9 protein-coding genes and 1 pseudogene are annotated in these 12,375 nt (G+C 66.1%); 7 read left to right on the top strand and 3 right to left on the bottom strand.

What is annotated here, in order from left to right:
* Positions 1-29: 29 nt before the first annotated feature.
* Positions 30-1,148, top strand: coding sequence for an ABC transporter substrate-binding protein (locus HUX88_RS15335; protein ID WP_373886801.1), 1,119 nt, complete (start codon positions 30-32; stop codon positions 1,146-1,148).
* A gap of 13 nt (positions 1,149-1,161) precedes the next feature.
* On the opposite strand, the gene HUX88_RS15340 is transcribed toward HUX88_RS15335, so the two are convergent.
* The gene (locus HUX88_RS15340; RefSeq protein ID WP_176362335.1) at positions 1,162-2,889 is read right to left on the bottom strand and encodes a tannase/feruloyl esterase family alpha/beta hydrolase; all 1,728 of its coding nucleotides are present in this window, start codon (positions 2,887-2,889) and stop codon (positions 1,162-1,164) included.
* Between the two features lie 11 nt (positions 2,890-2,900).
* Entirely contained in the window at positions 2,901-4,061 is a 1,161-nt protein-coding gene (locus HUX88_RS15345) for an ABC transporter substrate-binding protein (protein WP_176362336.1), read from the bottom strand.
* 128 nt (positions 4,062-4,189) lie between these two features.
* Here HUX88_RS15345 and HUX88_RS15350 point away from each other — a divergent pair, with 128 nt between their 5' ends.
* Positions 4,190-4,681 (top strand): MarR family winged helix-turn-helix transcriptional regulator, encoded by a 492-nt coding sequence (locus HUX88_RS15350; RefSeq protein ID WP_176362337.1) that lies wholly within the window; start codon positions 4,190-4,192, stop codon positions 4,679-4,681.
* Positions 4,682-4,688: 7 nt separating this feature from the next.
* On the opposite strand, the gene HUX88_RS15355 is transcribed toward HUX88_RS15350, so the two are convergent.
* Positions 4,689-6,497 carry a sigma-54-dependent Fis family transcriptional regulator gene (locus HUX88_RS15355; protein ID WP_117011133.1) on the bottom strand — a complete coding sequence of 603 codons (1,809 nt, stop codon included), beginning with the start codon at positions 6,495-6,497 and terminating at the stop codon, positions 4,689-4,691.
* A gap of 290 nt (positions 6,498-6,787) precedes the next feature.
* Between HUX88_RS15355 and HUX88_RS15360 the strand changes: the two genes are divergently transcribed.
* From HUX88_RS15360 to HUX88_RS15380, 5 genes and pseudogenes are all read left to right on the top strand, one after another.
* On the top strand, positions 6,788-8,257 hold the full coding sequence (locus HUX88_RS15360) for a benzaldehyde dehydrogenase (RefSeq protein WP_176362338.1): 1,470 nt from the start codon (positions 6,788-6,790) through the stop codon (positions 8,255-8,257).
* Positions 8,258-8,275: 18 nt separating this feature from the next.
* The gene (locus HUX88_RS15365) at positions 8,276-9,043 is read left to right on the top strand and encodes a coniferyl-alcohol dehydrogenase (protein ID WP_176362339.1); all 768 of its coding nucleotides are present in this window, start codon (positions 8,276-8,278) and stop codon (positions 9,041-9,043) included.
* A 59-nt stretch (positions 9,044-9,102) separates the two neighbouring features.
* The gene (locus tag HUX88_RS15370; protein ID WP_176362340.1) at positions 9,103-10,806 is read left to right on the top strand and encodes a DUF1302 domain-containing protein; all 1,704 of its coding nucleotides are present in this window, start codon (positions 9,103-9,105) and stop codon (positions 10,804-10,806) included.
* Positions 10,807-10,819: 13 nt separating this feature from the next.
* Positions 10,820-12,175 (top strand): DUF1329 domain-containing protein, encoded by a 1,356-nt coding sequence (locus HUX88_RS15375; protein ID WP_176362341.1) that lies wholly within the window; start codon positions 10,820-10,822, stop codon positions 12,173-12,175.
* 15 nt (positions 12,176-12,190) lie between these two features.
* Positions 12,191-12,375 (top strand): annotated as a pseudogene (locus HUX88_RS15380) (glycosyl hydrolase); the annotation flags it as partial.

Genomic DNA, 12,375 nt, shown 5'->3' on the forward strand with positions numbered 1-12,375 from the left:
CGACACTCGCCGCCGGCGCGTGGTCCGCGATGCCGTCGGCGCAGGCCGAAGACACCATCAAGGTCGGCGTGATCGCCGCCTTCTCCGGCCCCTTCGCCGACTACGGCAAGCAGATGGAGGGCGGCATCAAGGCATGGATGGCGCAGAACGGCGCCAGCGTCGCCGGCAAGAAGATCGAAATCATCTACAAGGACACCACCGGCCCTTCGCCGGAAATCGCCAAGCGGCTGGCGCAGGAGCTGGTGGTGCGCGACAAGGTGGACTTCCTGGCCGGATTCGGCCTGACGCCGGAAGCGCTGGCGGTGGCCCCCATCGCCGAGCAGGCGAAGAAGCCGATGATCATCATGAACGCCGCCACCTCGGTCATCACCACCAAGTCCAACTACATCGTGCGCTTTTCGATGACGCTGCCGCAGATCTCCGCGCCGATGGCCACATGGGCGGCGAAGAACAACATCAAGAAGGTGGTGACGCTGGTGGCGGACTACGGCCCCGGCATCGACGCCGAAGCCGCCTTCAAGAATGAACTGGTCAAAGGCGGCGGCGCGGTGACGGAAGCGATCCGCGTCCCGCTGCGCAATCCGGAGTTCGCGCCCTACATCCAGCGCATCAAGGACGCCAAGCCGGACGCGGTGTTCATCTTCGTGCCGGCCGGCGAGCAAGGCATCGCCTTCATGAAGGGCTACCGCGAGCGCGGGCTGGCCGCTGCGGGCATCAAGGTCATCGCCACCGGCGACCTGACCGACGACCACGTGCTGCCGGCCATGGGCGACGCCACGCTGGGCGTGATCACCACCTTCCACTATTCGGCCGCGCACAAGTCGCCGGAGAACGCCGCCTTCCTGAAGAGTTTTGAGTCGGCCAATCCCGGCGCGGGTCGGCCGAACTTCATGGCCGTGGCGGCGTATGACGGCATGGCGGCGATCTACGAGGTGTCGCGCAAATTGAACGGCATGATCGATGGCGACAAGGCCATGGCCATCCTGAAGACCATGAAGCTCAACAGCCCGCGCGGCCCGATCGGCATCGATCCGCAGACGCGCGACATCGTGCAGACGGTCTACGTGCGCAAGGTCGAAAAGGTCGGCGGCGAATTCTATAACGTCGAATTCGACCAGTTCACCAACCAGAAAGACCCGGGCAAGTAAACCGTCCACCCTTCTATTTGCAGCTGAAGTTGGCGGCGTCCTCGATGCTGCCGCTGCCGTTGTACTTCGCTACCTGCGGATAGGGGCACAGCGGCCGGGTGCGCGTGGCCGACCACGACGCCGGTACGTCGGCATTGGCGCCGCCGGCGTTGCCCGCGCCGCGCGCGCTGGCCACCACACGTTCCGGCGCCTGGCCTTTCTCTACCCAGTTCACCAAAGGCGTCAGCATGTCGAATTGGTCAGTGGCCGGTCCGCCGGAACAATGGTTCATGCCCGGCACCTGGTAGTAGCGCGCGAAGCCGGAAGCATCGCCGCCGTTCGCGGCGCGCAGATTGTCATACCATGCCTTGGTGTCGTCGCTGGAGAAGATCGGATCGCTGGTGCCGTGGTACAGCATCATCTTGGCGCCACGGTTCTTCACGGTGCTGTAGTCGGTCAGGTGCGGCGGCAGCATGAAGGACATCGCGCTTTCCGTGTAGGTGCCATCGGTCGCCGCGACTTGCGCCAGCAGCGTATCGATGCTGGACGTCAGCGCGAAGGTGGCGCCGTTGAAGGTCGCCGGATTCACCGGCGGTACCTTCCAGATCATCGCCACCGCGCCAGAATCCAGCTGCAGGGGGCTGAAGAACTTCCAGAACGCCCAGTTGCCGGTGCCCAGGCCCGCGTCGTACGGGAAGCTTGAATAGAACTTGGTCTTGCTGCTCGTGAGCGCGCCCGTGAACAGCTGCCCGATCAACGTCTTCTGCGCCGCGCTGAGACAGGTGCCGTCGCGGCCTTGCGCGCCGCAGGACGGCACATCGCGATCCAGATTGAACGCGGCCTGGCAAGCGCTCGTGTCCTGCACCAGGCCATCCTTGGCGCCGTCCAGCGCATCGCATTTGTCCAGCACCGCGTTGGATACCAGCGCGCGTTCCGCCGCCGTGAAGCCGGTCGAAATGTCGCCCGGCGTGCTCGCCAGCGCGGCATACGTCTGGCCGCCAGCGATGTTGGCGATGGCCGCCAGCGGCAGACGGAAGCCCGGATCGCCGACCAGATAGCCGTCGAACTGCTCGCCGTAGCGGGCCGCAGCCACCATCGTATGACGGCCGCCGTTGGAGCAGCCGCCGAAGTAGGAACGGTCCGGACCCTTGCCGTAGGCGGTCTGGATCACGCTCTTCGCCATTGGCGCCAGCTTACCGGAGGCCTGGTAGCCGTAGTCCAGCCGCGCCTGCGGATCGAGGCCGAACAGCGGCGTGGCCGCGCCGTGGCCGGCGTCGGAGCTGATCACGGCGAAGCCCTGGTTCAGCGCATTGTCCAATTGCCCGCCGCCGCCCACGTCGCCGGTGGCCGTGACAACAGCGCCGTCAAGGCCGCCGTTGGCCTGGTAGAAGAAGCGGCCGTTCCAGTCCACCGGCAGCCGCATCTCGAAGCCGATCGCGTAGCTTTGCCCATCGACCGTGCCGGTCCGCTGGAACATCGACCCCTTCACCAGGCAGTGCGCCGGCACCGGCTTGCCGGCCACCGTCAACACGCCGGCGGCCACCGAGGCCGCGCTGGCGATGGTCGTGTTGGGATAGGAGATGCGGCTGGCCAGGTCGGCGCAGGAGCCGAGCTTTCCGGCGGTGGCCGCGGTCAGCTGCGGCAGGGCCACGGCTCCATCGGACTTGCTGCCACCATCGCCACCGCAGGCGCTCAGCGTCACAGCCGACAGGCAAAGCGCCGCCAGCGGCGCGCCCTTCAAGACACGTCGTTCGATCTCCATGGAATATCTCCTTAGTTTGGGCTGACGTCGCGCAGCACTGCGATAGGTTCGTTCACCAGTTTGCCGTTGACCTTCTTCACTTCGCGGATGTACATGTTCTGCACGATGTCGCGGGTGGCGGGGTCGATGCTGATCGGCCCGCGCGGACTGTCGCGCTTCATCCCGGCCAGCACCTGCATGGCCTTGTCGCCGGTGACCGATCCACCCAGCTTGCGGATGGTTTCGTAGATCATGCCCATGGTGTCGTAGGCCGCCACGGTAACGAAGGTGGCGGGCGGCCGGTTTGGATTCGTCTGCGCGTAGGCTTTCAGGAAGGCCTTGTTGACGTCATTGTCCAGGGTCGGCGCATAATTCAGCACTGTCACCGCGCCCAATGCGCGGTCGCCCAATGCTTCCAGCGTCGGCGTCTCGCTGGTCATGTCGCCCACGCCGAGGAACTTGATGCCCGCCTTGTCCAGGCCCTTGTCGCTGAAGGCCTTCAGCAGGCCGATGCCGTCCTCGACACCGGGCGCGAAGAAGAACAGCGCATCCGGTTTTTCATCCTTGATGCGCTGGATGAACGGCGAATAGTCGGGATTTGCGAGCGGAGCGCGGGCCGAACCCACCACCTTGCCGCCGCCGGCGTTGAACTCCTTGGTGAAGCGCGCCTCGGCATCCAGGCCGGTGCTGTAGTCGCTGACCAGCGTGTAGACCTTGCCGATCTTATTCTTCGCCGTCCAGGCGCCGAACGGCCCGGTCATCTGGTGCATCGTCATGCTGGTGCGCAGCATGTAGGGCGACTTGGCGGTGATGCCGTTGGTGACGGCGTTCATCACGATCATCGGCATCTTGGCCTGGGTGGCGATGGGCGCCACCGCCATGGCACTCGGCGTCAGCGAGAAGCCGATCAGGAAGCTCACGCGTTCGCGCGTGATCAGCTCCTGCGCGGCGCGTTTGGACTGGTCGACATTGGTGCCGCCGTCGTCGCGGTAGATGATCTCGATCTTCCGGCCGGCCACCTGGTCGCCGAATTGCTGCATATAGGTCTTGATGCCGTCCTCGAACGGCTTGCCGGTGTTGGCGAACGGCCCGGTGAGCGCGGCGATGACGCCGATGCGGATCGGCTCCTGGGCTTGGGCCGCGCCGGCGGCCAATGCGGTGAACAATACGGCGGTAAGCACACTACGTTTCATCGTGTCTCCTCGATGGATGGTGTTGAGATAATTAGTTATGTTTTATAATGATTATAGACTATACGCATTTTCGGGAGATTGCAAGCATCAGGATGGCCCGGAAGCCGCTTCTTTGCTAGAATCCGAACATGACAACGCAGCCCAAGAAAAAGAAGATTGAACTCATCGACGCCGTCCAGGAGGCGGCCGAGCAGCCGCTGGACCAGCGTGTGCTACAGGATCTGGTGGGTTATAACTGCCGCCGGGCTTACATCCGCATCATGCCGCTGTTCGAGAAGCGCATGGCGAAGTACGAGCTGCGGCCGGTGGATTTCAGCGTACTGAGTCTGCTCAAGGCCAATCCCAACATCAACCAGAAGCGCTTGTCGGCGGCGGTGAACGTATCGCCGCCCAATCTGGCCATCCTGCTCGACAGGCTGCAGGACCGTGGGCTGCTGCTGCGCCAGCGGAGCCCTTTGGACCGGCGTTCGCAAACGCTGGTGCTCACGCCGGCGGGCCTGGCCATGTGCACCAAGGCGGAAAAAACCGCCAGCGAGCTGGAAACGGATGCGACGTCGGCGCTGACCGACGCCGAGCGTGCGCAGCTCATCGAGCTGCTGCAGAAGATCTACCTGGAGTGAGCGCGCGTCAGCCCTGCTGCAGCTTCTTCATGCGGTAGGAGAGCTGCGGCCGCGTCAGGCCCAGCATGCGCGCCGCCGCCGACAGGTTGCCGTCCGCGCGCTTCACCGCCGCCAGTATCAGCGTGCTTTCCAGATGGTCCAGCGACCAGTTCTGCTCCTGGCCCTGTTCCGCGGCCTGCTGCCGCAGCATCCCGGGCAGTACGTCGAGCAAGGCGCCCGAGGGAGCCGCCGGCGCATCATGGCTGGTCAGCCGCCCGGTCTGCGCCAGCGAGAAGTATGAGGTCTGCGACTCCTCGCCGCTGGTGAACAGGTGCGGCAGATCGATGGGACCATCCTCGTCGGCGTAGATGACGCCCCGCTCCACCAGGTTTTGCAGCTCGCGGATATTCCCCGGGAAGTGATAGTTGAGCAGCGCATCGACCGCGCGCGCCGTGAAGCCGGTCACGCGGCGCTGGTGCTTTTGCCCGTAGTGGCGCATGAAGTAGCCCATCAACAGCGGGATGTCGTCGCGCCGATCGCGCAGCGGCGGCAGGCGGATGGGGAATACGTTCAGGCGGAAGAACAGGTCTTCGCGGAAGCGCCCCTGCCGGATCTCCTCGCGCAAATCGACGTTGGTGGCCGCCACCAGCCGCACGTCCACCTTCACGCTGCGCACGCCCCCTACCCGCTCGATTTCGCCCTCCTGCAAGGCGCGCAGCAGCTTCCCCTGTGCCACCAGGCTAAGCGTGCCTATCTCGTCGAGGAACAGCGTGCCGCCGGACGCCCGCTCGAAGCGGCCGGGCCGCGACTGGCTGGCGCCCGTGAAGGCGCCACGCTCCACGCCAAACAGTTCGGATTCGATCAGCGTCTCGGGAATCGCCGCGCAGTTCACGGCCACGAACGGCTGCTCCTTGCGGGCGCCGATCTGGTGCAGCATGTAGGCGAACAGCTCCTTGCCGACGCCCGATTCGCCGGTGAACAGCACCGTGGCGGCGGTCGGCGCCACGCGCTTGAGCATGTGGCAGGCCGCGTTGAAGGCCGACGACACGCCCACCATCTCCTTCTCGCCGTATGCGCGTCCGTCGTCGCCGGGCAGCGGCGCCGCCTGCTGGTGCTGGCCCGGCCCGCCGTAGGCCGTGGTGCTGACGAACGATTCCGCGTTCAGGAAGCGCAGGTCCTCTTCCACGTTGTCCCACTCGTCGGCCGGCTTGCCGATCAGGCGGCAGTGCTTGTGGCCCATCGATGTGCATTCGATTTCGCGGTAGATGGTCAGCCGCCCGATCATCGCGCTGGTATAGCCGATGGCGTAGCCGGTCTGCATCCAGCAGGCCGGCTCGGTGCCGATGCCGAAATCGGCCGCGTGCACCTCGGCCTCGCTGGAGTGGTGCCACAGGAATTCGCCGTGGTAGGTGCCGCGTTCGAAGTCGAATTCGAAATGCAGCGGCTCCACCTTCACCGCGCCTTCCAGCGAATGCATGCGCGGACCGGCCGCGAACAACGAACCCGGCTCCGCGTCGGGCCAGCGTTCGCGCAGCAGCTGCGCGTCGCGCGCGCCGGCCGAATAGCCCACCCGCGTGAGCAGGCCGCGCGTGCGCTCAGGCCCTATGCTCTCCAGCAGTTCGCGCCGCAGCGCGCCGAGCGACGTGATATGCAGCAGCTGCATGCGCTGGCCATTGAGCCATATGCGGCCATCGCCGGGCGAGAAGTGCAGGCTTTGCGTCAGGTCGTCCAGCGTGGGCGCGGCGCCGGCCTTCAGGTGCTGGCTGTCGCCATGCTGCAGCATCTTGCCGCTGACGCGCGACATCTCCGCCAGCGATACGCGAGGGGGTTTGCTCATGTCTCCACTTTCATCGTCTTTTACCAAATCATACATCGGCAGTTCTCCCATTTGATCATTTCATCAATCGCCGGCGCCTCTTCTTTTTTGCTGCACTGCGCTGCGCACGGTCCGTCAAAACAGGCGCCACGCCCAGCGCAGGCGCCGCATGGTGCGCCGCAATAGCGACGCCGCGCAACGAGCTGGCACACAACTTGTAATAGCTAAGGCAAGAGCGGCAAGCAGACCTTCATGCAACTAGCGTGCAAGGAGGCTGACTTCCCCACCACCCATCATTCAAAGGAGACAGCATGACCAACGCGAATGCGCTTTTACGTCCATCGATCTGGCAAGGCCGCATCTTCACCGGCGACTGGATCGCCAGCCATGGCGGCGTCCACACCTTCACCGAACCCGCGACGGGCGAACAACTGGGCCGCATCGGCCTGGCCGACGCCGACGACGTGGCGCGTTCCGCCACGCTGGCCCGCGCCGCGCAGGCCGCGTGGGCCGCCAGCGACTACAAGGAACGCGCCGCCATCTTCCGCCGCGCGGCAGCCGTCATCGCCGAACACCACGACGAGCTGGCGACATGGATCGTCCGCGAGACCGGCGCGATCCGCCCAAAGGCCGACCTGGAACTGCGCGAAGCCAGCGCCCACCTGCAGGAAGCGGCCTCCATGCTCACCCAGCCCAAGGGTCAGCTGCTGGCCTCCGCCAGCGGCCAGATGAGCATCGCCCGACGCATGCCGCACGGCGTGGTCGGCGTGATCTCGCCGTTCAACTTCCCGCTGATCCTGTCGATCCGCTCGATCGCGCCGGCACTCGCCACCGGCAACGCGGTGGTCCACAAGCCGGACCTGCAAACGCCTGTCAGCGGCGGCGTGCTGATCGCCCGCATCTTCGAGGAAGCCGGCCTGCCCAAGGGCGTGCTTCACGTGCTCGCCGGCGCCGCCGAAGCGGGACAGGCGATGTGCAGCCATCCCGACATCGCCATGATCGCCTTCACCGGATCCACCGCCGTGGGCCGCAGCATCGGCGAACTGGCAGGCCGCAACCTGAAGAAGATGTCGCTGGAACTGGGCGGCAAAAACTCGCTGATCATCCTCGACGACGCCGATCCAGACATCGCCGCCGCCAACGTGGCCTGGGGCGCCTACCTGCACCAAGGGCAGATCTGCATGGCCTCCGGCCGCATCCTGCTCCAGCGCGGCATCGCCGCCGCCGTCATCGAACGCCTTGTGGCCAAGGCCTGCCAGTTGCCGGTGGGCGATCCGATGAGCGGCACGGTGGCGCTTGGGCCTCTGATCAGCGCCCGCCAGGTCCAGCGCGTGCACGCCATCGTGCAGGACAGCGTGGCCGCCGGCGCCACCCTGCTGGCCGGCGGCACCTACGAAAACCAGTTCTACCAGCCCACCGTGCTGACCGGCGTGCGCCCCGGCATGCGCTGCTTCGAGGAAGAGCTGTTTGGCCCCGTGGCCTCGGTCACCGTGTTCGACACCGACCAGGAAGCCATCGAGCTGGCCTCCGCCACCACCGGCTGCCTGGCGCTGGGCGTGATCACGCCGACGCTGGCACGCGCGATGTTCATCGTCGACCGCGTGCCGGCCGGCCACGCCCACATCAACGACCAGACAGTGCTGGCCGAAGCGCACGCGCCGTTCGGCGGCGGCGGCACCTCGGGCAACGGCGGCCGCCACGGCGGCAGCGCCGACTGGGACGAGTTCACCCAATGGCAGTGGCTCACGGTGAAGACCGAAGCGCCGCGCTATCCCTTTTAACGACAACAAGGAGACCATATGAAGTTACGTAACAAGACCATCGTCGTCACCGGCGCAGCATCCGGCATCGGCGCCGAAGTGGCACGCCTGGCGCGCTTCGAAGGCGCCACCGTGATCGGCATGGACCGCACCGAGCCTGGCCTGACGCTGGACGCCTTCATCTCCGTCGACCTGGGCCAGACCGCCAGCATCGACGCCGCCGTCGCCCAGCTGCCGCAGCGTGTGGATGCGCTGTGCAATATCGCCGGCGTGCCCGGCACCGCCGATCCCGCGCTGCTGGCGCGGGTCAACTACCTCGGCCTGCGCCACCTGACCGAGGCCGTGCTGCCGCGCATGCCGGCCGGCGGCTCCATCGTCAACGTCGCCTCCATCCTTGGCGCGGAATGGCCGGAGCGGCTGGAGCTGCACAAGCAGCTGGCCGCCGTGCGCGGCTTCACCGAAGGCCAGGCATGGCTGGACGCGCATCCCGTACCGGCCGACACCTGCTACCAGTACTTCAAGGAGGCGCTGATCGTCTGGACCTATGCCCAGTCGCAGAAATGGTTCATGCAGCACTCGGTACGCATGAACAGCGTGGCTCCCGGCCCTGTCTTCACGCCCATCCTGGGCGACTTCGTCTCCATGCTGGGCGAGGAGCGCGTGCAGCGCGACGCCCACCGCATGAAGCGCCCCGCCTACGCCGACGAAGTGGCCGCCGCCATCAGCTTCCTGTGCAGCGACGAATCGCGCTGGATCAGCGGCATCAACCTGCCCGTGGATGGAGGACTGGCTTCGACCTTTATCTGATGTAGTCATCCGCCCGGCCGCGCGTCAGCGGCCATACAACTAAAACGAGGAGACAAACCATGCAAGCGAACAAACGCCTGAGTCCAACCCTGTTGGCATTGGCCGTGGCGGCCGCACTGCCGGCCGCCCACGCATACGAATTCGAGACCGCCAATCCCGAACTCAAGATCAGCTGGAACAACACCTTCAAATACAGCGGCGCCTACCGCCTCAAGGACGCCGACTCGCGCCTGCTGGCGGGCGGCTATCCGGCATCCGGCCCCGGCGACTTCACCGGCTATAACATCGACGACGGCAACCAGAACTTCCGCCGCAAGGGCATCGTCTCCAGCCGCATCGACTGGCTGTCCGAGTTCGACGCCGGCACACGCAACCTGGGCGTGCGCGTCAGCGCCGCCGCCTGGTACGACGCCTCCTACAACCGCAGCAACGACAACGCCTCCTACGCCAGCAACGCGGCCACGCTGACCGGCAAGGCCGGCAACGAGTTCACCGACGGCACCCGCCTGCTCCACGGCCGCAACGCCGAGCTGCTGGACGCCTTCGTCTTCGCCAAGGGATCGCTGGGCGAGCTGCCCGGCACCGTGCGCGTCGGCCGCCACACGCTGCAATACGGCGAGAGCCTGTTCTTCGGCGCCAACGGCATCGCCAACGCGCAGGGACCGGTCGACCTGGTCAAGCTGCTCAGCGTTCCGGGCGCGCAGTTCAAGGAGATCCTGCGGCCGGTCAACCAGGTATCGGGCCAGCTGCAGGTGCTGCCGAATGTGTCGATCGGCGGCTACTATCAATTCGAATGGCGTCCAACGCAGATCCCCGGCGTCGGCAGCTACCTCAGTTCCTACGACGCGGCGGGCGCCGGCAGCAGCGCCTTCCTTGTCGCGCCGACCAACAGCGGCGCGCCGGCCTTCTACACGCAGCCGGACATGAAGGCCAAGAACTCCGGCCAAGGGGGCGTGCAGATCAAGTTCTCGCCGGCCGGATCCGACGTCGAATACGGCTTCTACGCCGCGCGCTACCACGACAAGACGCCCTACTTCTACCTGGGCTTCGCGCCCGGCTTCCCGCCAGGCGCGCCATCCACCGTGCGGGCCGTGTACGCGGAAGGCATCCGCACCTTCGGCGCCAGCGCCAGCACCGTGCTGCTGGGCGCGAACGTGGCGGCCGAGGTATCGGTGCGCCGCAATACGCCGCTGGTCAGTGACCCGACGCCCAACTTCCTGTCGCGCGCTGGCACCGGCGTCTTTGCCGACAACAGCGGCAATCCGGCCTACGCGGTCGGCAATACGGCGCACGTCAACCTGTCGGCGATCTATGTGATGCCGACCAATCCGTTCTTCCAGGGCGCCTCGCTGCTGGGTGAGTTGGCGTGGAACCGCGCCACCAGCGTCACCTGGCAAGGCTCGCTCGATCCCAACACCACGCGCGACGCCACCTCCGCGCGTGTGATCTTCGAGCCGTCCTACTACCAGGTGATCGATGGCCTCGACCTGTCGGTCCCCATCGGCGTCGGCTACAACATCGATGGCCGTTCGCGCGCCGTGTTCAACTTCAACGGCGGCAGCTCGCACGGCGGCGACTTCAATATCGGCGTCAACGCCACCTACCACCAGGACTGGAAGTTCGGCATCAGCTACGTGCGCTTCCTCGGCGGCAGCGGCACCTTCCTGAAGAATAATCCGGCCACCAACACGCCCGTCCTGAGCTACGCCCAGTCGCTGGCGGACCGCGATTACATCTCCTTCAACATCAAACGCGCATTCTAAGGATAAAACTAAAATGAAGACGACCCTGAATCTCGCCGCCGCACTGGCACTGGCCTTCGCCCTGCCGCACGCCGGCGCCGCCGTCACCGCCGACGAAGCGGCCAAGCTGCACTCCACCCTGACTCCGCTGGGCGCCGAAAAGGCCAGCAACAAGGACGGCACGATCCCGGCCTGGGACGGCGTCTACGCCAAGGTGCCCGCCGGCTTCAAGCCCGGCGACTTCCGCGCCGATCCCTTCGCCGCCGAGAAACCGACGCTGGCCATCACCGGCAAAAACGTCGACCAATATGCGGCCAAGCTGTCCGCCGCCACCGTCGCGCTGCTCAAGAAGTATCCGACCTACCGCATCGACGTCTACCCGACCCACCGCACCGGCGGCGCGCCGGCCTGGGTGTATGAGAACACCTTCAAGAACGCCACCCGCGCCAAGTCCATCGACGGCGGCTTCGGGGTGGAGGGCGCGTTCGGCGGCATCCCGTTCCCGATTCCGAAGACCGGCTACGAGGCCATGATGAACCACCGCCTGGCATGGACCGGCGAGACCACCGTGTTCCCGCTGCGGACCACCATCGTCACGCCGGACGGCAAGCGCGCCACCGCCACCGAGGCCGAACAGACCATCATGCGGCCCTACTACTTCAAGGACGGCAGCCTGGAAAAGTTCGACGGCATCTACCAGTTCGGCCGCCTGATCACGCGCGCGCCGGCGTCCAAGGCCGGCGAAGGCATCCTGGTCCACGACGGCATCAGCGACGCGCAGCCGCGCGCCATCTGGCAATACCTGGTGGGCCAGCGCCGCGTGCGCCGCGCGCCGTCGGTGTCCTACGACACGCCGGACTCGGTCACCTCCGGCATCGGCCTGTTCGACGAAGCGTTCATGCTGTTCGGGCCTATCGACCATCATGAGCTCAAGTTGATCGGCAAGAAGGAGATGTACATCCCATATAACAACAACCGCGCCGCATCGGCCAAGATCAGCGACCTGGTTGGCCCGCAGTTCCTCAATCCGGATCTGGTGCGGTGGGAGCTGCACCGCGTGTGGGAGGTGGAGGCGAGCCTGATGCCGGGCAAACGCCACGTCGTCGCCAAGCGCCGCTACTACCTCGATGAAGACACCTGGCAGATCATCATGGTGGATGGCTACGACGCACAAGGCCAGATCTGGCGCGGCAACTACACGCTGACGCTGCTGGCGCCTGACGTGCCGGCCGTGGTGGGCAACGTCATGTGGGGCACCTACAACGTGCAAACCGGCGCCTATCTGTTGAACGAGGCCTCCAACGATCTCGCCACGCAGTACAAGACCATCCCGCGCCTGCCGGCCAGCTATTTCGGCCCCGAGGAACTGGCCAACCAAGGCTCGCGTTAAGTGAAGGGGCGTTCGATGAACATTCTGAATCCAAACGCGGCCCGCCGCACGGCGCTGGCGGCGTTGCTTGCCTCGTCGTGCGCGCTGGCGCCGGCAGCCGCTCCGGTGGCGCTGACGCAACCGGCCCTGGTCACGCCCAAGGCGCTGAACGCGGCGATGCTGGCCATCGCCGCGGCCGGCCCGCGGCTGGTGGCGGCCGG

Origin of the sequence: Duganella sp. BJB1802, from assembly GCF_013369445.1 — a bacterium.
Lineage (GTDB): Bacteria > Pseudomonadota > Gammaproteobacteria > Burkholderiales > Burkholderiaceae_D > Rugamonas > Rugamonas vulcania_A.

Coding starts and splice junctions, on each gene's coding strand:
- HUX88_RS15335 (WP_373886801.1), top strand. CDS start 30: ATGCCGTCGGCGCAGGCCGAAGACACCATCAAGGTCGGCGTGATCGCC.
- HUX88_RS15340 (WP_176362335.1), bottom strand. CDS start 2,889: ATGGAGATCGAACGACGTGTCTTGAAGGGCGCGCCGCTGGCGGCGCTT.
- HUX88_RS15345 (WP_176362336.1), bottom strand. CDS start 4,061: ATGAAACGTAGTGTGCTTACCGCCGTATTGTTCACCGCATTGGCCGCC.
- HUX88_RS15350 (WP_176362337.1), top strand. CDS start 4,190: ATGACAACGCAGCCCAAGAAAAAGAAGATTGAACTCATCGACGCCGTC.
- HUX88_RS15355 (WP_117011133.1), bottom strand. CDS start 6,497: ATGAGCAAACCCCCTCGCGTATCGCTGGCGGAGATGTCGCGCGTCAGC.
- HUX88_RS15360 (WP_176362338.1), top strand. CDS start 6,788: ATGACCAACGCGAATGCGCTTTTACGTCCATCGATCTGGCAAGGCCGC.
- HUX88_RS15365 (WP_176362339.1), top strand. CDS start 8,276: ATGAAGTTACGTAACAAGACCATCGTCGTCACCGGCGCAGCATCCGGC.
- HUX88_RS15370 (WP_176362340.1), top strand. CDS start 9,103: ATGCAAGCGAACAAACGCCTGAGTCCAACCCTGTTGGCATTGGCCGTG.
- HUX88_RS15375 (WP_176362341.1), top strand. CDS start 10,820: ATGAAGACGACCCTGAATCTCGCCGCCGCACTGGCACTGGCCTTCGCC.